The sequence below is a fragment of the Streptomyces sp. NPDC085927 genome (assembly GCF_044540975.1).
Taxonomy (GTDB): Bacteria; Actinomycetota; Actinomycetes; order Streptomycetales; family Streptomycetaceae; genus Streptomyces; species Streptomyces hirsutus.
The window spans coordinates 382,151-405,915 of sequence record NZ_JBITSN010000003.1 but is presented as its reverse complement, the minus strand read 5'-3'; the positions used below and the strand labels follow the sequence as shown (position 1 = coordinate 405,915).

The 23,765-nt window shown below is 71.2% G+C and carries 21 protein-coding genes and 1 tRNA gene; 12 read left to right on the top strand and 10 right to left on the bottom strand.

The genetic code is table 11. The features are described 5' to 3' along the window. Positions 1–285: 285 nt before the first annotated feature. The 5 genes from ACIF80_RS10915 (at position 286) to mscL (ending at position 4,815) form a co-directional block, all read left to right on the top strand. The gene (locus ACIF80_RS10915; RefSeq protein WP_399802156.1) at positions 286–1,578 is read left to right on the top strand and encodes an MFS transporter; all 1,293 of its coding nucleotides are present in this window, start codon (positions 286–288) and stop codon (positions 1,576–1,578) included. A 360-nt stretch (positions 1,579–1,938) separates the two neighbouring features. After that, positions 1,939–2,292 carry an FmdB family zinc ribbon protein gene (locus ACIF80_RS10910; RefSeq protein WP_399802154.1) on the top strand — a complete coding sequence of 118 codons (354 nt, stop codon included), beginning with the start codon at positions 1,939–1,941 and terminating at the stop codon, positions 2,290–2,292. Between the two features lie 78 nt (positions 2,293–2,370). Beyond that, positions 2,371–3,213, top strand: coding sequence for an S-methyl-5'-thioadenosine phosphorylase (locus ACIF80_RS10905; protein WP_399802152.1), 843 nt, complete (start codon positions 2,371–2,373; stop codon positions 3,211–3,213). A 447-nt stretch (positions 3,214–3,660) separates the two neighbouring features. Further along, complete coding sequence (locus ACIF80_RS10900; RefSeq protein WP_399802149.1) at positions 3,661–4,167, top strand: hypothetical protein; 507 nt, start codon at positions 3,661–3,663, stop codon at positions 4,165–4,167. A 159-nt stretch (positions 4,168–4,326) separates the two neighbouring features. Next, complete coding sequence (gene mscL, locus ACIF80_RS10895; RefSeq protein ID WP_399802146.1) at positions 4,327–4,815, top strand: large conductance mechanosensitive channel protein MscL; 489 nt, start codon at positions 4,327–4,329, stop codon at positions 4,813–4,815. 27 nt (positions 4,816–4,842) lie between these two features. Here mscL and ACIF80_RS10890 read toward each other — a convergent pair whose 3' ends face one another. Beyond that, positions 4,843–5,019: a hypothetical protein gene (locus tag ACIF80_RS10890; protein ID WP_399802144.1), complete on the bottom strand. Its 177-nt coding sequence runs from the start codon at positions 5,017–5,019 to the stop codon at positions 4,843–4,845. 110 nt (positions 5,020–5,129) lie between these two features. On the opposite strand from ACIF80_RS10890, the gene ACIF80_RS10885 reads away from it, so the two are divergent. Both ACIF80_RS10885 and ACIF80_RS10880 read left to right on the top strand, forming a co-directional pair. Next, complete coding sequence (locus ACIF80_RS10885) at positions 5,130–6,155, top strand: P1 family peptidase (RefSeq protein WP_399802142.1); 1,026 nt, start codon at positions 5,130–5,132, stop codon at positions 6,153–6,155. Between the two features lie 387 nt (positions 6,156–6,542). Further along, positions 6,543–7,298 (top strand): DUF6227 family protein, encoded by a 756-nt coding sequence (locus tag ACIF80_RS10880; RefSeq protein WP_399802140.1) that lies wholly within the window; start codon positions 6,543–6,545, stop codon positions 7,296–7,298. Between the two features lie 691 nt (positions 7,299–7,989). On the opposite strand, the gene ACIF80_RS10875 is transcribed toward ACIF80_RS10880, so the two are convergent. The 5 genes from ACIF80_RS10875 to ACIF80_RS10855 all read right to left on the bottom strand — a co-directional run bounded on the left by ACIF80_RS10875 (position 7,990) and on the right by ACIF80_RS10855 (position 14,734). Beyond that, positions 7,990–10,245, bottom strand: coding sequence for a fructose-specific PTS transporter subunit EIIC (locus ACIF80_RS10875; protein ID WP_399802138.1), 2,256 nt, complete (start codon positions 10,243–10,245; stop codon positions 7,990–7,992). A gap of 166 nt (positions 10,246–10,411) precedes the next feature. After that, positions 10,412–11,359: a 1-phosphofructokinase gene (gene pfkB, locus ACIF80_RS10870; protein WP_399802136.1), complete on the bottom strand. Its 948-nt coding sequence runs from the start codon at positions 11,357–11,359 to the stop codon at positions 10,412–10,414. Next, complete coding sequence (locus ACIF80_RS10865; RefSeq protein WP_399802134.1) at positions 11,356–12,117, bottom strand: DeoR/GlpR family DNA-binding transcription regulator; 762 nt, start codon at positions 12,115–12,117, stop codon at positions 11,356–11,358. The genes pfkB and ACIF80_RS10865 overlap by 4 nt, the downstream gene beginning before the upstream one ends. A 443-nt stretch (positions 12,118–12,560) precedes the next feature. Beyond that, positions 12,561–13,349: a TetR/AcrR family transcriptional regulator gene (locus ACIF80_RS10860; RefSeq protein WP_399802132.1), complete on the bottom strand. Its 789-nt coding sequence runs from the start codon at positions 13,347–13,349 to the stop codon at positions 12,561–12,563. Between the two features lie 386 nt (positions 13,350–13,735). After that, entirely contained in the window at positions 13,736–14,734 is a 999-nt protein-coding gene (locus ACIF80_RS10855) for an RNA polymerase sigma factor RpoD/SigA (RefSeq protein WP_399802130.1), read from the bottom strand. A gap of 207 nt (positions 14,735–14,941) precedes the next feature. Here ACIF80_RS10855 and ACIF80_RS10850 point away from each other — a divergent pair, with 207 nt between their 5' ends. Beyond that, on the top strand, positions 14,942–15,496 hold the full coding sequence (locus ACIF80_RS10850) for a GNAT family N-acetyltransferase (protein ID WP_399802127.1): 555 nt from the start codon (positions 14,942–14,944) through the stop codon (positions 15,494–15,496). A 285-nt stretch (positions 15,497–15,781) separates the two neighbouring features. Here ACIF80_RS10850 and ACIF80_RS10845 read toward each other — a convergent pair whose 3' ends face one another. After that, complete coding sequence (locus ACIF80_RS10845) at positions 15,782–16,543, bottom strand: dioxygenase (RefSeq protein ID WP_399802634.1); 762 nt, start codon at positions 16,541–16,543, stop codon at positions 15,782–15,784. Between the two features lie 168 nt (positions 16,544–16,711). Here ACIF80_RS10845 and ACIF80_RS10840 point away from each other — a divergent pair, with 168 nt between their 5' ends. Continuing rightward, on the top strand, positions 16,712–17,257 hold the full coding sequence (locus ACIF80_RS10840; protein ID WP_399802126.1) for a MarR family winged helix-turn-helix transcriptional regulator: 546 nt from the start codon (positions 16,712–16,714) through the stop codon (positions 17,255–17,257). Positions 17,258–17,443: 186 nt separating this feature from the next. Here the strand turns inward: ACIF80_RS10840 and ACIF80_RS10835 are convergent, their stop codons facing one another. After that, positions 17,444–18,991, bottom strand: coding sequence for an MFS transporter (locus tag ACIF80_RS10835; protein ID WP_399802124.1), 1,548 nt, complete (start codon positions 18,989–18,991; stop codon positions 17,444–17,446). A 307-nt stretch (positions 18,992–19,298) separates the two neighbouring features. Next, on the bottom strand, positions 19,299–19,943 hold the full coding sequence (locus ACIF80_RS10830; RefSeq protein WP_360031206.1) for a TetR/AcrR family transcriptional regulator: 645 nt from the start codon (positions 19,941–19,943) through the stop codon (positions 19,299–19,301). Positions 19,944–20,218: 275 nt separating this feature from the next. Between ACIF80_RS10830 and ACIF80_RS10825 the strand changes: the two genes are divergently transcribed. Then, on the top strand, positions 20,219–21,565 hold the full coding sequence (locus ACIF80_RS10825) for a M6 family metalloprotease domain-containing protein (protein WP_399802122.1): 1,347 nt from the start codon (positions 20,219–20,221) through the stop codon (positions 21,563–21,565). A 153-nt stretch (positions 21,566–21,718) separates the two neighbouring features. Here ACIF80_RS10825 and ACIF80_RS10820 read toward each other — a convergent pair whose 3' ends face one another. Next, a complete protein-coding gene (locus ACIF80_RS10820) occupies positions 21,719–22,699 on the bottom strand; it encodes a universal stress protein (protein WP_399802119.1) in 981 nt (326 codons plus the stop codon). Positions 22,700–22,992: 293 nt separating this feature from the next. Between ACIF80_RS10820 and ACIF80_RS10815 the strand changes: the two genes are divergently transcribed. Beyond that, on the top strand, positions 22,993–23,457 hold the full coding sequence (locus ACIF80_RS10815; protein WP_399802117.1) for a cyclic nucleotide-binding domain-containing protein: 465 nt from the start codon (positions 22,993–22,995) through the stop codon (positions 23,455–23,457). 217 nt (positions 23,458–23,674) lie between these two features. Continuing rightward, positions 23,675–23,750: transfer RNA gene (locus ACIF80_RS10810), tRNA-Arg, on the top strand. Positions 23,751–23,765 lie beyond the last annotated feature (15 nt).

Below are 23,765 nucleotides of genomic sequence, written 5' to 3'. Positions count from 1 at the left end.
CGGGCCGGGCCACGACCCGGCATTCGCAGGGACGCGGCTTTCCTGTGCTCGCTTTCACAGGGTCACAAGCACCTGGCGCCTGTGTATACCTGGAACCGCCTGTACCATGCAAACGGTACCCAGATCGAACCAACTCTGCCTGACGCAGAGCTGGCGCGACCGTATGGCGGCCGGCACGCCCTGAGCTGTGGCACCGGCATCTACCGCAGTCAGCGCAAGAGGACAGCTCTCGGCGCGCCCGACACCAGGGCCCACGCGCCACCAGGCGGCAGAAAGGCACGGGCCGTGGCATCCACGGTCACCACGTCGAAGGACTCTGCGGCCACCTCCCGTCCGGGATACGGCCGACTGCTGCGCACGCGCGGCGCCTGGACGTTCCTGCTCCCCGGCTTCGCGGCACGCCAGCCGTTCGCGATGCTCACCCTCTCCATCGTGCTGCTGGTGCAGCACACCACCGGTTCGTACGGCGTGGCCGGCGCCGTCGCGGCGGTCACCGGCGTCTCCATGGCCGTGTTCGCGCCCTACAGCGGCCGGCTCGCCGACCGCTACGGACAGCGCGCCGTCCTCGTCCCCGGCGTCCTGGTCCACACCCTGGCCGGACTGACCCTGACCGCGCTGGCGCTGAACGGCGCCCCGCTGTGGGCCTTGTTCGCCGCCGCTGTGCCCACCGGCGCCTCGGTGCCCCAGGTCGGGCCCATGGTGCGCGCCCGCTGGGGCGTGAAGCTCAAGAACTCCCCGCTGATGACCACGGCGGCGGCCTTCGAGTCCGTCACCGACGAGCTGACCTTCGTCGTCGGACCGCTGCTGGCCACCGCCCTGTGCACGACCGTGGACCCGGCGGCGGGCCTGATGACCGAGGCCGCGCTGACCCTGGTCGGCGGTCTGCTGTTCGCCGCGCAGAAGGGCACGCAGCCCGAGGTGGCCGCCCGCGGGCACGCGCGCGTGGAACACGTTTCCGCACTCCGCGTCCCCGGAGTGCGCGTCCTGATCGTCATCTTCCTGGGCATCGGGTCCGTCTTCGGCGGTATGCAGGTGTCACTGGCCGCGTACACCGAGTCGATCGGCGAACCCGGACTGAACGGCGTCCTGTACGGCGTCTTCGCCGCGGGAAACATGCTCTCCGGCATCGCCTGCGGCGCCATCGCCTGGAAGGCCGCTCCCGAGCGGCGCCTGGTCATCGGGTACGTGGCGCTCGCGGTGACCGCCTCCGCCCTGTGGACCGCCCACTCGGCGCTGCTCCTCGGCGGGCTCGGCCTCCTGGTCGGCATGTGCATCGCGCCCGCCCTGATCACCGGATACACCCTGGTGGACGACCTGGTCCCGGCCGGTGCCCGCACCGAGGCCTTCACCTGGCTGACCGGCGCGGTGGCACTCGGCCAGGCGGCCGCGGTCACGGTCTCCGGGCAACTGGAGGACCGCCTCTGGTCCGGTGCCGGGTTCCTGGTGCCGATGGGCGGCACGGTGCTCGCCCTGGTGACACTGCTGGCCCTGCGGTCACGGCTGGTACCGCCCCGGGCGACCCGCGAGGTCACGCGCGGCGCGGCCCGGCGCGATCACGTCGCGATCAGTGAGCAATGAGCAATGAGCAATGAGCAATGAGCAATGATGGGTGGTCGGTGAGCAGTGAGCAGTGGGCAGTGGGCAGCGATCAGTGAGATGCGACGCACTCGCAGGCCGCCGCGCAGACCCCCGCCGGGTTCGTCCGCGCACGCACGCGGAGCCGTGACGACACCGCGGGCGTGGCTTCCCGCCTGGGAAGCCACGCCGCGAAGCGTGTCCGGGGCACGCGCAGAGCACGGACGGAGGCCCGTCCTCGTGACGGTCACGCTCCGGCCGTCGCCCGTGGCGGGGTGACGTACGTTACGCCGATCACTTGCGGCACGGGTTACCATTGACGATCGTTAGCACTCATCGAGTGAGAGTGCCAGGAGGAAGACAGTGCCCACCTATCAGTACCAGTGCACCGAGTGCGGCGAGGGCCTCGAGGCGGTGCAGAAGTTCACCGATGACGCTCTTACCGAGTGCCCGAACTGCCAGGGGCGCCTGAAGAAGGTGTTCTCGGCGGTCGGCATCGTCTTCAAGGGCTCCGGCTTCTACCGCAACGACAGCCGCGGCTCCTCGTCGAGCAGCACGCCGGCGTCGAAGACGTCCGGTTCGTCGACGAGCTCCTCCTCGGACTCCTCGTCCTCGTCTTCTTCCTCGTCCTCCTCGGGCTCCGGTTCGAGTTCGGGCTCCGGTTCGTCGTCCGGGTCCGGCAGTTCCAGCAGCACCGCCGGCAGCACCGCCGCCTGAGGCCGAATCCTTACGGGACCCCGTCGTCGTGCGACGACGGGGTCCTCGGCGTTTCCGGGGCCGGTTAGGGTGCGGAGCATGGCGAACAAGGCGAACGTCGAGATCGGCGTGATCGGCGGCTCCGGTTTCTACTCCTTCCTCGACGACGTGACCGAAGTCCAGGTGGACACCCCGTACGGGGCGCCCAGCGACTCCCTCTTCCTCGGTGAACTGGCCGGCCGGCGGGTCGCCTTCCTCCCCCGGCACGGACGCGGCCACCATCTGCCGCCGCACCGGATCAACTACCGGGCCAACCTGTGGGCGCTCAGGTCGGTCGGCGCGCGCCAGGTGCTCGGGCCGTGCGCGGTGGGGGGGCTGCGGCCCGAGTACGGGCCGGGGACGCTGCTGGTTCCGGACCAGTTCGTGGACCGTACGAAGTCCCGGGTGGGCACCTATTTCGACGGGCTGCCGCGGCCCGACGGCACCGTCCCGAACGTCGCGCACGTGTCGCTGGCCGATCCCTACTGCCCCACCGGCCGGGCCGCCGCCCTGAAGTCGGCGCGCGGGCGGGACTGGGAGCCGGTGGACGGCGGCACGCTGGTCGTGGTCGAGGGGCCGCGCTTCTCCACCCGCGCCGAGTCCTTGTGGCACCAGGCGCAGGGCTGGTCGGTGGTGGGCATGACCGGCCACCCCGAGGCGGCACTCGCCCGTGAGCTGGAGCTCTGCTACACGTCCCTGACCCTGGTCACCGACCTCGACGCCGGCGCCGAGACCGGCGAGGGCGTCTCGCACGACGAGGTGCTGCGGGTGTTCGCGGACAACGTGGACCGGCTGCGGAACGTGCTCTTCGACGCGGTGGCGGCGCTGCCGGCGACCGAGGAGCGGGACTGCCTGTGCGCCTCGGCGCTGGGCGGGATGGATCCGGGCTTCGCGCTGCCGTAGGGCTGCCGGCGCGGGGCTCGTGGCACATGATCACGTCACGGCGCCCGGCCGGGCAGCAGCCCACGGCCGGGTCGCACCTCACGGCCGGGGCACACCTCACGGCCGGGTCGCAGTTCACGGTCGGGTGAGGGAGTTTTCCACAGGCCGTGGTCTGTCCACAGGCTCCGGCGGAGAACGGCGGGAAGCCTCATCGTGGGGTCCGCAAGCCGATCCCTCGTCGCAGGTGGTGGTCCCGTGTCGTTCCCGCCGTCGTCCCCTCCCCCGTTCCCGCCGTCGCCCTCTCCATCGTCTCTGCGGCAGCCCTCGCTCCGGTCCCCCTCCTCCCCCCGTTCCACCTTCTATGCCTCCCCTCGTTCCCCCTCCCCTTCGCCGACTCCCTCGGCTTCTCCCTCCCGTCCCGCCGTAGCTCCGCACCCGCCCTGGGCCGGTGTCCCGCCCCGTTGCGAGGTGCCGCACTTCGCACCGGTGCGGGTGCGTGGCGGGCTGCTGCGGCCGGGTCGGCCGGCCCGGCACCGGAGGCGGGTGGTGGCGGTCGGTCTCGCCGTCACGGCGGTGGCGCTGGTGGCGGCGGGCGGTCCCCGGGAGGCAGACCGGTCGCGCGGGCACCCCGAGGGCACTTCGACCGCGCATGCCGGGCCGGCGTCCACGGAGGACCGGGTCGCACGGGCACGGCGCGCGGGAGCCCGTGTCACGGCGCCGGTGCGGATCGCCGACGCCGCCACCGTGCGGCTGCTGCGGCCGGGCGACCGGGTCGATGTCATCGCCGCCGAGGAGCGGGTGACAGGTGGTGAGGCCCGCGTGGTCGCGCGTGGGGCGCGGGTCACCGAGGTGCCGAAGCCGCTGGAGGACACGGGCACGGGCGGGGCTCTGGTGGTGCTGTCGGTTCCGCGCGCCGCCGCGGCCGACCTCGCCGGCGCGAGCGCCACGGCACGGCTGGCGGTGACCCTGTGGTGAGCGGGTCCTTCGCGGCCGATTTCGCGGAGGCCGTGTCAAGTACCTCGTTCGAGGGACCCAAGTGGAGGGTTCGGCGGGGCGCTGACATAGGTTGCGGAGCGTTCGATTCCCAACGTCACACATACAAGAACGTCATACATACAAGATGGAGCCCTCGGGGTGAGCGAGAAGAACGAAGCCGGCGTCTGGCAGGGCTTCAAGGCCTTCCTGATGCGTGGGAACGTCGTCGACCTGGCCGTCGCCGTGGTCATCGGTGCCGCCTTCACCAACATCGTCAACTCGGTGGTGAAGGGCGTGATCAATCCGCTGGTCGGCGCCTTCGGCACGAAGAACCTGGACAGCTACAGCTCGTGTCTGAAGGGCCCCTGCACCGGCACCGGCGATGCTGCGACGGGCGTCAGGATCCTGTGGGGTTCGGTACTCGGCTCGACGCTCCAGTTCGTGATCACGGCTGGGGTCGTCTACTTCCTGATGGTGATGCCGATGGCCCGGTACCTGGCCCGGGTCGAGGCCCGCAGAAAGGCGAAGGAAGGCGCGCAGGAGATCGTCGAGATCTCCGAGCTCGAGGTGCTCAAGGAGATCCGCGACGAGCTGGTCGCGCAGCGCGGCTCGGGCCGTGGCGAGGGCCCGGGGTACAGCGGGCGATAGCCGGCACCGGCCTGCACGGCACCCGGGTCAGATGTGGTGGGGCGGCTTCTCGTCGAGGAAGCGCTTCAGGTCCGCCGCGCTGTCTCCGGACGGGCGGTCGCCCCACCCCCGGTCCGTGTCGTCCGCGGACTGCTGGTCCAGCGGGTCGTCGAAGACCAGCGCGGGCTTCGGCTCGCGCGGCCGGGGATCGGGGGCAGTGCTCATACGACCAGAATACGGCTCCGGCGGAACCTTCCCCCGACGGCGGCTGCTTCCTGACGCTGCTCCCTGGTGGCGGCACCCTGCTCCGGTGGTGGGGGCGCGAGACTGACGCCATGACTGTTGACGCTCTGACCGATGTGGCCGGTGTGCGCGTGGGACACGCGACCCGTACCGGAGACGGCCTGCTCACCGGTACCACGGTGGTGCTCGCGCCTGAGGGCGGGGCCGTGGCCGCCGTGGATGTGCGGGGCGGCGGTCCCGGTACGAAGGAGACCGACGCGCTCGATCCCCGCAACCTCGTGCAGCGGGTCGAGGCGGTCGTCCTGACCGGCGGCAGTGCCTACGGACTCGACGCGGCGTCCGGGGTGATGGCCTGGCTGGAGGAGCAGGGGCGCGGGGTACGCGTCGATCCGGATCCCACGCACGTGGTGCCGGTGGTGCCGGCCGCCTGCATCTTCGACCTGGGCCGGGGCGGGGACTTCCGGGCCCGGCCGGACGCGGCCACGGGGCGCGCGGCGGTCGAGGCGGCAGCGGCGACCGCACCGGGGGCACGGGTGCCGGAGGGATGCGTGGGCGCCGGTACGGGGGCCGTGGTCGGAGCGGTGAAGGGCGGGATCGGCACCGCGAGCACGGTGCTGGACTCGGGAATCACGGTGGCCGCGCTGGTCGTGGCCAACGCGGCGGGGTCGGCGCTGGACCCGGAAACGGGGACGCTGTACGGCGAGTTGTTCCAGGGCGGCCGGGTACGCCATCCCGACGCGGAGGTGCACGCGGCGGCGCTCCGGCGGCTCGCCGGCCTCGCGGAGCGCAACGGGCCGCAGCCCCTCAACACCACGCTCGCGGTGGTCGCCACCGACGCGGACCTGTCCAAGGCGCAGGCGCAGAAGCTCGCCGGCACCGCGCACGACGGCATCGCGCGGGCGGTGCGGCCGGTGCATCTGCTCAACGACGGGGACACGGTGTTCACCCTCGCCACGGGCGCCCGCCCGCTCGACACCGTGGACCCACTCGCCCTGAACGAGATCCTCGCGGCGGGCGCCGACTTGGTGACCCGCGCGATCGTACGGGCCCTGCGCACGGCCGAGTCGGTGGACGGACCGGGCGGAGTCTGGCCGTCGTACGAGGAGTTGTACGGGTAACGGCACGCACAGCTGCACGGAGGGGTCGTACGGGCGAGCTGTACGGGTGAACCGTACGGGTAGTTGTATGACGAACCGGACAGGGAGGCGTGTGGCGCGCCGAACGGGGAAGCGTAGGGGAGTCGGGCGGGACAGCGGGGACGCCCGGTGAGCGGAGGGAGCCGACCGCTGAGCGGAGTGCGTGATCAGCAGCCGACGGCCCGGCGAGGAGCGCCAGGAGCGGCGCCTGAGCAGGGGGCACGGACGTCTGCCGGGGACGGACGGGAATTCTTCACGTGATCGATTCGTTTTGACGCCGTACATTTTCTCAGTTCCCGGACATGATGTCCGCCCGAGAGGCTACGGTATGCACCCACAAGGTGACATGCAGCAACGCCGGGAGAAACCTTGAGCGTTCCGTACGAGACGGCAGCGTACGAACCAGCCGACTCGCCCGAGTCTCCTGAGGAGCACCTCGCGCGACTGCTCGGCCGTGCCCTGAACTCCTTCGAACTGCCCGACGAGGCAGTACGCCTGCTGGACTGCGCGCTGGCGTACGACAGTTCGCTGCACTCCGCGCACCACAGCGCGGGCCTGCACCGCGAGACGTACCGGCACACCTGGCTGCTCGCCGACGGCTCGGCGCTCACGCTCTGGGAGCTGGTCCACAACACGACCCCGGGCGGCGAACCCCAGCACGAGGTGTATCTGGACGAGGAGGAACTGGGCGTCGCTACCGCCCGGCTGCCGCTGCCGCCGGAGACCCCGGACTTCGAACTGCCGGTGGCGGTGCAGCTGTCCCAGATCCCCGCGCCCCTGCCTGTCTACGTCCCCGACGCTTCGGCGGACCACGCGCGCCGCTTACTGCGCCGGGCGGAGAACACGGACCGTCCGGGACCTCGGACGGCCGCACTGCTGGCCACGGCGTCCGCCCACCAGATCACCCAGGCCTTCGGCCGCCCGACCGCCGTGGGAGGACCGGGGCGCTCGGGACTGTCCTTCTCGCTGTACGAGCACGCGTTCCTGCTGCGTGACGGCGCGGAGATCTCCCTCTGGGAGGTGGAGCACACGGCCACGCCCGACGGGCGGCACATGTGCGAGGTGTACGTCACCGAGGACGCCGCCCGGGACGCGATGGAGCGGCGCGCGACACAGATGTCCTGACCCGATCAGGGCCGAACCGCCCGAACCGCCGTCATCCCGCTGTCGTCCGGTCGTCATCGCCCGTCCCGGTCACCGGCGAAGCGCCGCACCAGGACGGCGAACGCCTCACGCTCGGCCGGAGTGAGCCGCACCTGCTCCGCCTCCGGGCCTGTCCGCCGCTGACGCGGAATCGTCCGGAGCGCCCGCACCTCCTGCGGCACCGGAACGTCGCGCCTCTGATTCGACTCCGGATCCGGCTTCCGGTTCCGCTTCGGCTTTTGAGCCGGCTTTCGACGCGGGCGAGGGCCGGTGTCCTCGCCCCGCCGTTCCGGCCCTCCTGGTTCCCACCGCGCTCCCGCTCGGGCCAGCGTTCGCATCCGCGTCCGCACCCGCGAGCCGACGCCACTCCCCCGCACCCGCCTGCGGTCCCGCCGCAGGGCACCGGCCAGGCCCGCCGTGCAGGCCACGGCCACCAGGGTGAGGACGGTGGCGCCCGTCACCCTCAAGATCGAGTCGTGCTCAGGCATGGGCCCAGTACACATCACGGTCCGGGACTTTGGTCCCGGACCGTGATGAACGTGATCTATATCGCAGTTGAGTCATTTCCCTGCGAAAGTCCCACATGTACCTATTGGGGGAGTTCGCTGCCGTTGCCGTTCTGCGTGGGCACCGTCCTCCACCGTTGCCGGCGTCCGCGCTGTCCGTTCTCCTGTCACGCGGCGACGGGCTGCTTCGATTCCGCCGCCGAGGCCGCCGAGCCCTCGCCGCCGGGCGTGCCGGGCGCTCCCGGAACCGGCTTGCGAAGGCCCTTCAGGATGATCACCAGGGCCGCCGTGACACAGACGCCCGCCGCGATGGCGACCAGGTAGAGCAGCGGGTTGCCGATCAGCGGGACCACGAAGATGCCGCCGTGCGGAGCGCGCAGGGTGGCGCCGAAGGCCATCGACAGGGCTCCGGTGACCGCGCCGCCCACCATCGAGGCGGGGATCACGCGCAGCGGGTCGGCCGCCGCGAACGGGATCGCGCCCTCGGAGATGAAGGAGGCGCCCAGGACCCAGGCGGCCTTGCCGTTCTCCCGCTCGGTCCGGTTGAAGAGCTTGCCGCGGACCGTGGTGGCCAGGGCCATCGCCAGCGGCGGAACCATGCCGGCCGCCATCACCGCGGCCATGATCTTCATCGCGGAGTCGCTGGGGCTCGCGACCGCGATACCGGCCGTGGCGAAGGTGTACGCGACCTTGTTGACGGGGCCGCCGAGGTCGAAGCACATCATCAGGCCGAGCAGGGTGCCGAGCAGGATGGCGTTGGTGCCGGTGAGGCCGTTCAGCCAGTCGGTCATGGCGTTCTGCGCCTCGGCGATCGGCTTGCCGATCACCACGAACATCAGGAAGCCGACCACCGCCGAGGAGATCAGCGGGATCACCACCACCGGCATGATGCCGCGCAGCGCCGTCGGGATGCGTACCCGCTGGATCGCCAGCACGACCGCGCCGGCGATCAGACCGGCCGCGAGACCGCCGAGGAAACCGGCGTTGATGGTGAGGGAGATCGAACCGCCGACGAAGCCGGGCACGAGTCCGGGCCGGTCCGCCATGCCGTACGCGATGTAGCCGGCCAGGACCGGGACGAGGAACCCGAAGGCGACGCCGCCGATCTGGAAGAGCAGGGCGCCCCAGCTGTCGGCCTGGGTCCACGCGAAGTGTTCCATCACCGACGGCGCCTCGTTGATCTCATAGCCGCCGATCGCGAAGCCGAGGGCGATGAGGAGACCGCCCGCCGCGACGAACGGGACCATGTAACTGACGCCGGACATGAGCCACTTGCGCAGCTTGGTGCCGTAGCCCTCACCGGGTCCGCCGGTGCGGTCCACGGGGGTGTCGCCCGGTGCGGCAGCGGCGGTGGCCTCACCGCGCTCGGCCTTCCCGCGGACCTCGGCGATCAGCTCGGCGGGGCGGTTGATGCCCGCCTTGACGCCGGTGTCGACGGTCGGCTTGCCGGCGAAGCGTTCCTTCTCCCGGACGGGCACGTCGTGGGCGAAGATCACGCCGTCCGCCGCCGCGATCACGGCCGGGTCGAGCCGGGTGAAGCCCGCCGAACCCTGCGGCTCGACCGCGACCTCGATGCCCGCTTCCCGGCCGGCGTTTTCCAGCGCCTCCGCCGCCATGTACGTGTGGGCGATACCCGTGGGGCAGGAGGTGACGACGACGATCCGGAAGGGGCGCGCGCCCTCGCCGGACGCGTCTGCGCCCGCACCGGATGCGCCCGCATCCGTGGCGGCTGCGTCCGTGGCGGCTGCGCCGGTGGTGCCCGTGGTGGCACCGGTGGAGGCCGCCACCGGCGCCACCACGGAGTCCGTGGGGTCTGCGGAGCCGTCGGAGCCCTCGGAACGGTCGGAGCCCTCGGGGCGGTCGGAGCCCTCGGGGCGGTCGGGGCGGTCGGGGCGGTCGGACCTGTCGGAGGTCCCCGAGTCGGCCGCGTCCGCCGCGTCCACCGTGGCGGTCCCGGTCCCGGCCCCGTCGGCCGCCGGCTGTTCGTCCCCGCGGATGAGCGCCGCGGCACTCTCGGCATCGCCGACCGCCCGGAGCCCGTCGGTGAACTCGGCGTTCATCAGCTTCCGCGCCAGCGAGGAAAGGATCGTCAGATGAGCGTCGTCCGCACCGGCCGGAGCCGCGATCAGGAAGATCAGGTCGGCGGGTCCGTCCGCGGCGCCGAAGTCGATCCCGGCGGCGCTGCGCCCGAATCCCAGCGTCGGCTCGGTGACGTGCTCACTGCGGCAGTGCGGAATGCCGATACCGCCGTCGAGGCCGGTCGGCATCTGGGCCTCGCGGGCGGCCACGTCGGCGAGGAAGCCCTCCAGGTCGGTCACCCGGCCCAGGGTCACCATCCGCTCGGCGAGGGCTCGCGCCGCCGCTTCCTTGGTGTCGGCGGACAGGTCGAGGTCGACCAGGTCCGCGGTGATCATCTCGCTCATCGCGGGCTCCTTTGCACGCGTATCGCCCTTGATGTGGGGTGGGCGGAAGGGTGAACGGGGACGGTGCTGCGGTGGGGGGTCGTGGGGACTGAGGGGGTTGTGGGAACTGTGGTCCCCGAGAGGACTGAGGGGGTCGCGAGGGCCGGGGCGGCACGAACGTCGGTGTTCATGTCACCGGCTCCTTCAATGCGCGGTCCACCGGCACCGTCGCCGTGACCGTCACCGCGGCCGGGTCCAGGTCTCCCGGTGTGGGCATCACACTGCCGGGCGTCTGGACGGCCGCCGCTCCGTGGGCGAGTGCCGAGGCGAGTGCTTCGGGACCGCGTCCGCCGGCGATGAGGAAGCCCGCGAGCGAGGAGTCGCCCGCTCCCACATTGCTCCGGACGACGTCCACCCGGGCGGTGCCGAACCAGGCGCCGTGCTCGTCGACGAGCACCTGGCCGTCGGCGCCCAGGCTGGCGAGCACGGTACGGGCGCCCATCCCGCGCAGTTCCTCGGCCGCCTTCACCGCGTCGCCCACGGTGGTCAGCCGGCGTCCGACGGCCTCGGCGAGTTCCTCGGCGTTCGGCTTCACCACGTCGGGCCGCTCGCGCAGCGCCGCGGCCAGTGCGGGCCCGGAGGTGTCCAGGGCGATGCGTACGCCGGCGGTGTGCGCCCGCTCGACCAGTTCGGCGTACCAGGAGGGTGCGAGGCCACGCGGCAGACTGCCGCAGCAGGCGATCCAGTCGGCACCCCGCGACTTCCGGTGGACGGTCTCCAGGAGGAGTTCCTGCTCGGCCGCGGTCAGCTCCGGGCCGGGCGCGTTGATCTTCGTCAGGACGCCGTCCGCCTCGGCGAGCGCGATGTTGGACCGGGTGGCCCCGGCCACCGCCACCGGCGCGACCTCGATGCCCTGCGCGTCCAGCAGTTCGGCGACCACGGCACCCGGTGCGCCACCCAGGGGCAGCACGGCGACGGTGCGCCGGCCGGCCGCGGCGACGGCCCGGGAGACGTTGACACCCTTGCCGCCCGGGTCCACGCGTTCGCCGGTGGCCCGGTTGACCTCGCCCCGCTCCAGCGCGGGCACCTCGTACGTACGGTCCAGGGACGGGTTGGGGGTGACGGTGAGGATCATGCACGCACTACTTCCGTGCCGCCGCGCTCGATCGCGAGGGCGTCTTCGGGGCTCAGTCCGCTGTCGGTGATCAGCAGGTCCACGTCGTTCAGACCGCCGAAGCGGGCGAAGTGCTCCTGGCCGTGCTTGGAGGAATCGGCGAGCAGCACCACACGGCGGGCGGCTGCCATGGCCGCGCGCTTCACCGCCGCCTCGGCGAGGTCGGGGGTGGTCAGACCGTGTTCGGTGGAGAAGCCGTTCGCCGCGACGAACAGCACGTCCGCGCGGATCTCGCCGTACGCACGCAGCGCCCAGGCGTCCACGGCGGCCCGCGTGCGGTGCCGTACGCGGCCTCCGACCAGGTGCAGCTGGATACCGGGGTGGTCGGCGAGCCGGGCCGCGATGGGCAGGCTGTGGGTGACGACGGTGAGCGAGAACTCCATCGGCAGGGCGGCGGCGAACAGGGCCGCCGTCGAACCGGCGTCGACGATCATCGTGCCCTCGTCCGGGAGCTCCGCGAGGGCGGCCCGGGCGATGCGGTCCTTCTCGTCGGCGGCCGTGGTCTCACGCTCGGCGAGGTCCGGCTCGAAGTCGAGGCGCCCTACCGGGATGGCTCCGCCGTGCACTCGGCGGACCACCCCCGCCCGATCGAGGGTCTTCAGGTCCCGGCGGATCGTCTCCGCCGTCACCTGGAACTGCACGGCCAGCGAGACCACATCCACCCGGCCGCTGTCCCGGGCGAGCCGCAGAATCTCCTGCTGCCGCTCTGGTGCGTACATGTCCACTCACCTCCGAACCGTGCCCGAACGTGTGGCTTTTCTCGAAGGCTACGCCGGGCATTCCGGAAAGTAAACAGGAACGGACTCAATCGGGCATGAACGGGCGTTGGATCGCGCCCGACACCCTTTCCTTCCGGCACGCATGGCCGGCATGACGCCAGGACGGAGGGAAAGGCGGGGTGGCCGGGATTCGAGCAGGAAGGCCTGTATTCAGATAGGACACGAGTTCGATCCCCCTCCCCCACCATCAGCGAGCCCGCAGACTTCGGCGACCCGGGCGCCCCGGGCGGCTCGGGCAGGCAGGGGCGGCGCGGGGCAGGCAGAAGCGGCTCGGGCGGACAGAGGCGGCTCGGCCCGTAAGAGGTAAGAGGAGGCCGCTGCCGGGCGGCTGCCGGCCCGCCCGGCCGGGCGGGCCGTCTCGTCAGAGCGTCATCCGGAAACCGTCAGGACCCCGTCAGGGCGTCCCACGGGAAGTCCCGCAGCGTCGCGAGGTTGGCCACGGCCAGTTCCGCCGGTCCCGGCCGGTCCTCGCCGCCCGTATCGTCGCCCGCCGCCCAGCCCTCGACGGCCGCGCGTACGGCGGCGACCGCGACGGCGGCGGCGAAGCGCAGCCGCGCGTCCACGACAGCACTGGCGACCCTGTCGGTATTGCCCGCGCTGTCGGCGCCGTCGGAGCTGCCTGCGCCGTCCACATGTGCTGCGCGGGCGTCATGCTCGGCAACGTTGTCGGCCGCCGTACCGACCGTCGTACCGGCCCGCACCCGCGCCGCCAGGACCTCCGCCAGTGCGCGTTCCGACGTCTGGCAGACCTCCGCCCACACCCTGCGCAGGGAGGGGGTCGAGTGGGCCAGCCGGATCAGGGTGCATACCCACACCCAGGAATCCGACGAGACCCCCGCGCCCGGTCTCAGCGTGGACCGCACGGCGTCCTCCAGGGCCTGCGGTACGGACGTCCCGGGCGGTGCCGCCCGTACCGCTTCCACCCAGCGTCGGGCACCGGCCTCGTAGAGCGGGGCGACGGCTTCTTCCTTGGCCGCGAAGTACCGGTAGAAGGTGCGCGGGGCGATGCCCGCCGCCTGCGCGATGTCCTCGGCGCGGGTGGCTTTCAGGCCCTGGCGGATGAAGAGACCGGCCGCCGCGCGGGCGATCTCCATCCGGGTCTCGGCTTTGCGCCGCGCGGTCAGCGAGACGGGAGGAACGGGAGGAAACGGCGGGGTGGTGCTGCTGCTCACGCCCGGCAGGGTATGCCCATGTGGCACAATCTGCCATCTGGCGGGTCACCCCGGGGTTCAGGTTCGGGGTGACCCGCTTTCCTGTCCCGCACAAGGGAAAGCCGGGTCCGGCACCCGGGGGGAGGGTGCCGGACCCGGCTTGGGAAGTCCCGGCGCCGGGGGGGGGTGGTGCGACGGGACGTGGTTCGGGGGAGCCGTCCAGGAGGCCAAGGCCCGGGGATCTTCCGGTGGAGGTCTTCCCATCCCCAGATCTCGGGACCCGAACTCCTGTGCTTTGCCTTCTTGTTCCCTGGCCCAGCGGGTTGAAGCAGTGTCAGGGCATCATGTTTGCGCCGTATTTCGTCACCCGGCGCCCCCAAGTGCCCTGCACCGGTCCCGCGTCGGCTCTACGCCGCCGCGTCGAACCCGGTGTCGCGGGCCAGCTTCTTCAGTTCCATCAGCGCGTGCTTCTCTATCTGGCGGATCCGCTCGCGGGTCAGGCCGTGCTGCTTGCCGACCTCCGTCAGGGTGCGCTCCCGGCCGTCCTCGATGCCGTACCGCATCTTGATGATGGAGGCCGTGCGCTGGTCGAGGCGGCCGATGAGGTCGTCCAGTTCCTCGCTGCGCAGCAGCGTCAGCACCGACTGCTCCGGCGACACCGCCGAGGTGTCCTCGAGGAGGTCGCCGAACTGGGTCTCGCCCTCGTCGTCCACCGCCATGTTCAGTGAGACCGGGTCGCGGGCCCAGTCGAGCACGTCCGTCACCCGCTCCGGGGTGGAACCGAGCTCGGCGGCGATCTCCCCGGGCTCCGGGTCCCGCCCGTGCTCACGGTTGAATTCGCGCTGCACGCGCCGGATCCGGCCCAGCTCCTCCACCAGGTGGACGGGGAGGCGGATGGTGCGGGACTGGTCGGCTATCGACCGCGTGATGGCCTGACGGATCCACCAGGTGGCGTAGGTCGAGAACTTGAAGCCCTTGCGGTAGTCGAACTTCTCGACCGCGCGCACCAGGCCGGCGTTGCCCTCCTGGATCAGGTCGAGCAGGGGCAGACCGCTGCGGGGGTAGCGGCGGGCCACCGCGACGACCAGGCGGAGGTTGGAACGGATGAAGACGTCCTTGGCCCGCTCGCTCGCGTCGTACAGTGCCTGGAGCTCCTCGGTGGTGGCCCCCACCTTGTTCTCCTCGGTGCCGTCGAGGATCTGCCGCGCGAACACACCCGCTTCGATGATCTGGGACAGCTCGACCTCCTTGGCGGCGTCGAGCAGCGGTGTGCGCGCGATCTCGTCGAGATACATACCGACCAGGTCGCGGTCGGCGATCTCGCCACGATGGGCGCGAACACTGCTTGCCGAGTCGGCCGTCTCGCCGGAGGCGGACTTACGACGGGCGACGGCACGGGTTGCCATGCTTGCTCCCTTACGATGATGAGGTCGGCGGGTGGTTCTGCGGATGCCCGGCACGTACGTCATGTCCAGGGTCTCGGTCTCTTGCTTCGGACTCTGCTCGGGTGCCCGGCATCTGTTGGAAACAACGACTGGAATCCGGACAGAATTCCCAACCCGACCCCCGAATTTTCTGATCATGCAGTACCCTGTCGGGCCACAGGGGGCGAGATGTCGTCGGACTATGCGAAGGCCCAGGTCAGACCGGGGACCGAGGGCGATCTGACAGCGCTCACCGATCTGTACAACCGGTATGTGCGCGAGACGGCCATCACGTTCGACACCACGGTCCTCACCCCTGAGGAACGCCGCCCCTGGCTGCTCTCCCACCCTGTAGACGGCCCGTACCGCCTGATGGTTGCCGCGGCCGCGGCCTCGACCGCGGCCACAACCTCAACCTCGACCGGGAGCTCCGGGCGGATTCTGGGCTACGCCACATCCAGCCCTTTCCGGGCGAAGCCCGCCTACGCGACGTCGGTGGAGACGACGGTCTACGTCGCCCCGGACGCCGGAGGCCGCGGGATCGGCACTCTGCTCTACACGGCCCTGTTCGAGGCCCTGGCGGGCGAGGATCTGCACCGCGCCTATGCGGGAATCGCCCAGCCGAACGAGGCCTCCACGCGGCTGCACCGGCGCTTCGGGTTCCGGCACACGGGCACGTACCGCGAGGTGGGCCGCAAGTTCGGCCGCTACTGGGACGTGGCCTGGTACGAGAAGGAGCTGTAGCCGGCGGCCGCCGGCGCCACGACCGGGAGGCCGGGAGCCAGGTGCCGGGAGCCGGGAGCCGGGTTCCGGAAGCCAAGTGCCAGGTGCCGGGAGCCGGGAGCCGGGTTCCGGAAGCCAAGTGCCAGGTGCCGGGAGCCGGGAGCCGAGGGGCCGGCGATCGCCGGGAGTCCGGCGCACGGGGGCGGACGGCCGCCGAGGACCCGGCGCACGGGGGCGGACGGCCGCCGAGGACCCGGCGCACGGAGGCCGGGTCCTCGGCGGTCATCGACCCTCGCGCCGGTGTTCTCAGCCGAACTGCACCGACCGCTTGGCCAGCCCCAGCCAGAATCCGTCGATCACCGACTTCTGCGTGTCCAGGTCGCCGGCGGCGTCCGCCGCGCCCATGGTCACGAAGAGCGGTGCGAAGTGCTCGGTACGCGGGTGGGCGAGCATGCCCGCCGGGGACTTGCGGGTGAAGTCGAGCAGCCCGTCCACGTCGCCGGCGTCCAGTGCCCGGTGCCCCCAGTCGTCGAACTCGGTCGACCACCTGGGGATGCCGCCCTGCCGCAGCGCGGCCAGGTTGTGGGTGAAGAACCCGGAGCCGATGATCAGCACGCCCTCGTCGCGCAGCGGTGCGAGCTTGCGTCCGATGTCCATGAGCTTCACCGGGTCCAGGGTCGGCATGGAGACCTGGAGCACCGGGATGTCGGCCTCGGGGAACATCTCGACCAGCGGGACGTAGGCGCCGTGGTCCAGCCCCCGGTCGGGAACGTCCTGGACCGGGATGCCGGGGGCACGCAGCAGCTTGCGTACGGAATCGGCGAGCGCGGGAGCGCCGGGGGCGCCGTACTTCACCTGGTAGTAGTGCTCGGGGAAGCCCCAGAAGTCGTAGACGAGGGGGACCGTCTCGGTGGCGCCGAGGGCGAGCGGGGCCTCCTCCCAGTGGGCGGAGACGACGAGGATCGCCTTCGGGCGGGGCAGTCCGGTGGACCAGGCGGCCAGCTCACCGGGCCAGATGGGGTCGTCGGCCAGGGGCGGGGCGCCATGGCTGAGGTACAGCGCGGGCATGCGTTCCTGAGTGGCGGCGGTCACGGCTGCGACTCCTTCCGGCGGTCGGTGCGGATCTGATCCGGCTGGTGGGCGGATGAAGTTTTTTACTTGAAACCTCAACCTCTGACCCTCACTCTAGCGCAACTTTGTTTAACATTCAAGGAGAGGGGCTTTACAGTGGAGTACATGACGACGGCACTCACTTCCGCAGCGGCACCGGGTTCGGCACCCGGCCCGGCAGACACCGACGAGCCCCGTTGGCTCAGCGCCGAGGAACAGCGCGTCTGGCGCTCGTACATCGAGGCCAGCACCCTCCTGGAGGACCACCTCGACCGCCAGCTCCAGCGGGACGCGGGCATGCCGCACCTCTACTACAGTCTGCTGGTCAAGCTCGCCGAGGCACCGGAACGGCGGCTGCGCATGACCGAGCTGGCGATGCTGGCGAAGATCACCCGCTCCCGGCTCTCGCACGCCGTGGCCCGCCTGGAGAAGAGCGGCTGGGTGCGTCGCGAGAACTGTCCGTCCGACAAGCGCGGCCAGTTCGCCGTACTGACGGACGAGGGTTTCGAGGTGCTGCGCCGGAACGCGCCAGGTCACGTGGAGGCCGTGCGGCAGGCGTTCCTCGACCGGCTCACTCCCGAACAGCAGAAGGCCCTCGGCGAGATCATGGAGATCATCGCCGAGGGTCTGCAGCCCAGCGAAGCGGGTGCGGACCTGCCCTGGCTCCGCTGAGCGCGAAGCCGGGGCAGGTCCTGGAAGCCGTACGGACGAGGCGTCCCCTCCCCCTCCGTACGGGTGGCCCGAAGGAACCGGCACTGACCTGTGAGGGTCGGCGGTTGAGAGTTGCCAGTCGCCGGTTGCCGGCCGGCGATTGACGGTTGTCGGCCGACTGCGGGCGGTGAAGGGTGCGGCAGGCCGTCAGTGGGCGATGACCGGCACCGCCACGTCCTCCTCGACGCTCCCGGCGACCCTGGTGCCCTCGTCGGAGGAGCCGATGACCGTGCTCCCCGGGCGGCCGGCGTTGACGAAGGTCAGGGCGATGGCCGCGGCCAGGACGAGGATCCCGACGGCGAACCAGATCGCGCTGGTGTAGCCCTGCACCATGCCCTCGAGCTGCACCAGTTGCTGCTGGGACCGGCTCGCGGCGCCGCCGATGTGGTCGGCGATATAGGACGTGGTGGCCGAGGCCGCGATCGTGTTCAGCAGGGCCGTACCGATCGCACCGCCCACCTGCTGCGAGGTGTTGACCATCGCGGAGGCGACGCCGGAGTCCCGGGGTTCGACGCCCAGGGTGGCCAGCGACATGGCCGGCATGAATGCGGTACCCATGCCGAGACCGAGCAGCAGCATGCCGGGCAGCAGCACGGCGGCGTAGGAGGTGCCGATCTCCAGCCGGGTCAGCATCAGCATGCCGAGAGCGGCGACCAGGAAACCGGGGCCCATCAGCAGCCGGGGCGGGACCCGGGTCATCAGCCGGGCGCCGATCTGGGTGGAACCCGTGATCATGCCCGCGACCATCGGCAGGAAGGCGAACCCGGTCTTCACCGGCGAGTAGTCCTGGACGATCTGCAGGTAGTACGTGAGGAAGAGGAACAGGCCGAACATCGCGATGATCGCCAGGCCCAGCGAGAGGTAGACCCCGCCGCGGTTGCGTTCGGTGACCACGCGCAGCGGCAGCAACGGCGCCTTGACCCTGGACTCGACCAGCACGAACGCCAGGAGCAGGACGGCCGACGCGACGAACATGCCGACCGTCAGCGAGTCGCTCCAGCCCTCGGACTCGGCGCGGGTGAAGCCGTAGACGAGGGCGACCAGGCCGAGGGTGGACAGCACCACGCCGGGGATGTCCAGCGTCGAACGGTTGCGGCCGCCCCGCGGCTCACGGATGACGAAGTACGCGCCGAGCGCGGCGACGACGGCGAACGGGATGTTCACGAAGAACGTCCAGCGCCAGTTCAGGTACTCGGTGAGGAAACCGCCGAGGATCAGGCCGACGGCACCACCGCCACCGGCGATCGCACCGTAGATGCCGAACGCCTTGGCGCGCTCCTTGCCGTCGGTGAACATCACCGCGAGCAGGGACAGCGCGGCCGGCGCGAGCAACGCGCCGAACACGCCCTGCAGGGCACGCGCACCGAACATCATGGCCTCGTTGGTGGCCGCGCCGCCCAGCGCGGAGGCCGCCGCGAAACCGCCCAGACCGAGCACGAACGCCCGCTTGCGGCCCCACAGATCGGCTATCCGCCCGCCGAAGAGCAGCAGTCCGCCGAAGGCGAGGGCATAGGCCGTGACGACCCACTGCCGGTTGCCGTCGGAGATGCCCAGGTCCTGCTGGGCAGAGGGCAGGGCGATGTTCACGATGGTGGCGTCCAGGACGACCATCAGCTGGGCGAGCGCGATGAAGACGAGCGCCTTCCAGCGGTTGGTATCCGGTACGCCGGGAGCCTTTGAGGCTGTTTCAGACATGGGGGTACCCACTTCGGGACTTCGGGATTTCATGACGGAAAATTCGGAGTGTGCGATGAAAAAACGGTGTCGTCAGGGAACGACTCGTCCAGGGGACGGCCGCCGAGCCGACTCTTGAGGTCGGTGCCGAGATAGCTGCTGAAGTCGGTGCCGGGGTGGCTACTGAAGTAATTGCTGAAGTGGTTCGGACTGGATCGGAATCTGAATCGGCAACTGAATCCGGATGTGGATCCGAACCCGGATCCGGATCCGGATCTAGACCTGGCTCTGGCTCTGGCTCTGGCTCTGACTCTTGATCAGGGATCTCTCAGCTCGCGCGCAGGTCCTCCACGGTGACGGCCGCACCCGGCAGGGAGCTGGGGGCCGGGGCCCGCATCCCGTCCAGGAACAGCTGAAGATGACGGTGGACGAACCGGTCGGCGCTCAGGCAGCCCGTACCGGCCGGCGGCCGGCTGAGCTGGGCGATACCGACGAGCAGATCACCGGAGCCCACGTCGTCACGGAGCTGACCGGCCGCCCTGGCACGGTCCATGATCCGCGCGACGAGCGTGTCGACCCGTACACGCGCGGCCTCCAGGTCGGGGTGATGCTGGTCGAAGGCGCTGGAGAGCATCGGGCACAGTGCGCTGATCCGCTCCGCGGCGGCCGTGTGCGCGAACCGCTCCAGCGCCTCGAAGGCATCCCCGGTCTCGGCGAGCGCCTGCTCGGCCGCCTCCGACGTACGGTCCATCACGGAGCACACGACCTCGCGCACCAGCGCTTCACGATCGGGGAAGTTGCGGTACACCGTGGCATTGCCCACGCCGGCCCGGCGGGCGACCTCGTCGAACGGCACGTCGGCGCCGAACTCGACGAACATCTCCCGGGCGGCGGTGACGATCCGTTCCCGGTTGCGCAGGGCATCGGCGCGGGGCCTGGACGCTTTGTGCGATACGGAAGCGGCGGTCTGCACGATGCACTCCTGGGTCACTGTCACTGGCACTGCTGTCGCGATCCGGGGAAGGAGTCCCCGTTTCGCGCGAACACAGGTCTAAACGGGGAAGCAGTCCCCGCTTATTTCCCTCCACTGGAGGTTTTCATGTGACCTGAGTCACACTCTCGGCGTGTCTGCCGAAGCTCTCGCACGATCGGCCCCTCCAACGCGCGCCCGCGCACCCCTCGACGGAGGGTGATCAAAAGGGTGCAGCCGGAGACCGGCGGCTGCCGTGTGGAGCGGAGGTCCCCCGCATGCAGCCACCGTCGACCAGCAGCCGGATATCCCCGCGCCGACTGGCCGCTCTGGCCTCCGTGACCGCCCTGACCCTCACCGCCGCCCCCTCGGCCGGCAACGGCCACCTCTCCTCGCACCTCTCGGCCCCCGGTGCCGGACCGGGTGCTCTGTCCCGTTCCTCCGCGTACGGCCCCTGCATGATCGGCAGCACCCGCGAGGTCCAGATGTCGGAGGGCATCCCCACGATCGCCGGCTACGCCCCCTCCACCGGCACCGTCCGCGCCCTCACCCTCATGGTCGACTTCTCGGACGCCCCCGGCGAAGGCAGGGCCCTCGACCGCTACCGGGAGTTCTTCCCGCAGACCCAGCAGTGGTTCCGTACCAGCTCGTACGGCCGCCTCGACTACCGCCCCGAGATCCCGATACCGAACTGGCTGCGGATGCCCAAGTCGTTCCGGGAGTACGGCATAGAGCGCGGCGCCCCGTTCGACCCCGGTTACCGCAAGCTGGTCGACGACCTCGTGGCGGCGGCGGACCCGAAGGTGGACTTCCGGTCGTACGACCTGGTGAACGTACTGATGACCCCGAACGCAGGCCCCTCCGCCCTGGACACCGTCCTGTCGGTCACCTTCGCCGGCAACGCGGAGGCCCCGACCGCGGACGGCGTCCCGGTCGCCAACGCGTCGTTCGTCTACTCCCGCCAGGACGACGGCTCCGGCTCCCTGGACCGCACCGGCTACCGGGTCCTCCCCCACGAGAACGGCCACGTCTTCGGCCTGCCCGACCTCTACACCGCCGAGGGCGGCGGGTCCGTGGGCCACTGGGACATCATGAGCGAGGACTGGGGCGCCAACAACGACCTGCTCGGCTGGCACAAGTGGAAAATGGGCTGGCTGGACGCACGCCAGGTGCACTGCGTGGCGGGCACGGGCACACGGGAGTACGCCCTGACGCCCCTGGCCGAGCCGGGCGGCCCGAAGCTCGTCTTCCTCCCGCTGGACGCGCGTTCCGGATACGCCGTCGAGTTCCGCACCCGCGCCGGCAACGACGAGGCGGTGTGCCGGCCCGGCATCCTCATCTACAAGGTGGACGCGGACGTCGACACCGGCATGGGACCGGTCACGGTCTACGACTCCCGCCGGGAAAGCGGCGGTTGCACCCGCAGCCCCAACATCCACGCGGAACTCTCCGACGCCCCCTTCGCCCCCGGCGAGACGTTCATCGACGGCGAGGCGGGAATCCGGCTGACGGTGCTGAAGCCGAACGCGTCGGACCCGGACCCGGACCCCGGCTCGGACCTGGCCGCGAGCTCGGCCTCGGACTCCGACACACCGGTGTACCGAGTGCGCGTCACCCGGACCTGAACCCGAATCCGAATCCGAATCCGAATCCGAGCCTGAACCCGAGGCCGAACCCATGGGCGAGCGGAACCGGGTGGGCCGAACCGCAGGAGGGACGTGCCGGACCGGACGCCGGCGGGCCACCGGACGGGCCGCCGGACGGATCGGACGGACGGGTCAGTCGTGCGGGACGACGGCGACGGGGGCGACGGAGTGGTGCAGGACGGCGTGCGTGACCGGCCCGATGTGCGTGCCGAACGCACTGCGCCGGATCCGGCGTCCCACGACGACGAGAGAAGCCTCGCGGGAGGCGTCGGCGAGGTGGTCCCCGGGTGTGCCGTAGGAGGACTCCGCGGTCACCTCGACGCCCGGGAACTTCGCACACCAGGGACGCAGCACCTCGGTCAGGGCGCTGGTCCCCTGCCGGGCCAGGTTCCCGTGGAGTTCGAGGTCCAGGGAAAGGCCGTAGACGTGGTACGCGGGCGGAGTCCAGCCGTGGACGACCCGCAGGGGCGTGGCCCGGCGGGCGGCCGCGGCGAAGGCGAAGGCGATCACCTCCTCGTCGGGCTTCTCGATGTCGAGGCCGAGGACGACGGGCCGGAACGGCGTCGCAGCGGACGGACGACCGGCAGGGCCCTTCTCGTACTCGGAGGCGGCCCGGTCCCCGGCCCGGACCAGGACGACGGGCCGCTCGGCGTGCGCCACGACGGAGAGCCCGACCGACCCGACCAGGAACCCACCGATCCCGCTCAGTCCGCGGGACCCGAGCACCAGCAGCTCGCAGCCCTCCGCCGCACGTGCCAGCACCTCCGCGGGCCGGCCGGACACCTGCTCGGTGGTGACGTCGAGGCCGGAGTGCCGCGCCCGGACCCCCTCGGCCACCTCGCGGACCATCTGCTCGGCCCCGCTCTGCTCGGCCCCGCGCTGTTGGGTCTCGCCGCCGGCCAGAGATGCCCACCCCATGCGCTCCGGGACCGGCTTCCGGACGTGAACCAGCCGCAGCGGCAGGCCGAACAGCCGAGCCTCGCGGGCCGCCCAATCGGCGGCGGCACGGCTCTCGGGGGAGCCGTCGAGTCCGACGGTGACGGTGACAGCACGGGTACGACTGTCCGTTCCGGTGCCGGTGCTGGTGCGGGCGCTGGTGTCCGTGCCGGGCACAATCCCACCTCCTGGGTTGCGAGCCTGACGGGATCGGGATCGGGATCCCGATGCGATCTTCGCCTTCGAGCAAGCTCCCCAGCAGGGGCCGCAGGTCCCTACTCCGGGCCAACCGTCCCGACTCCCACCGCCCCCGCCCCCATCGCCACCGCCACGTACTCAGGCTGCCGGACGTCTCCTCACCGACCGCCGATCGGTCCGCCCCGGGGACCGGACGGCCCATGGGCCCCCACCGACGAGAGCCGCATGCTCGCCGTGGGAGTTCCTGCACCCGTCCCGTAGGGAGGAACGCCGTGATCACGACCCCCACCCCCAGCATGCTGCGTGCCCTGAGACTCGAGCACCGGCAACGCCTGATGCGCATCGCGCGCGAGGTGTCGTTCCCGCAGGGCACCCGCCTGTTCGAGGAAGGGGGCCGGGCCGACCGCTTCTGGATCATCCGGACGGGCACGGTCGAGCTCGACATGCGCCTTCCCGGCCACCGGACGACCGTCATCGAGCAGTTGCAGCACGACGAACTCATCGGCTGGTCCTGGTTCTTCACCCCACACGCCTGGCACTTGGGCGCCGAGGCGGTCACTCCGGTACAGGCCTACGAGTTCGACGCCACGGCCGTACGTTCGATGTGCGAGGACGACACCTCCCTGGGCATCGCCGTCGCCCGATGGGCCGGCGACGTCCTCGCCCACCGCCTCCGCTCCTCCCGAACCCGCCTGACGACCCTGCCCACCCCGAACGGCACGGCCCCCCAAACCTGACCGAAATGCCCGGCACCCTGCCGACCCCGGGAGCAAGGCCCAGTCCACCCGCACCCCTCGAAGACCGACCTCCCCCAAACCAGCCCCAGACCTCTCCACCCTCACCGGCACCACCGGCCGCTCCCCCACGCGCGCCCCGACGATCACCAGCCCACCCCAGCACCGGACCTCCACCCGCTACACTGACGCAGGCGCGCTCCAACAGAGTCGCGCCTCCGCCTTCGTAGCTCAGGGGATAGAGCACCGCTCTCCTAAAGCGGGTGTCGCAGGTTCGAATCCTGCCGGGGGCACCAGCCAAAAGGCCCCGG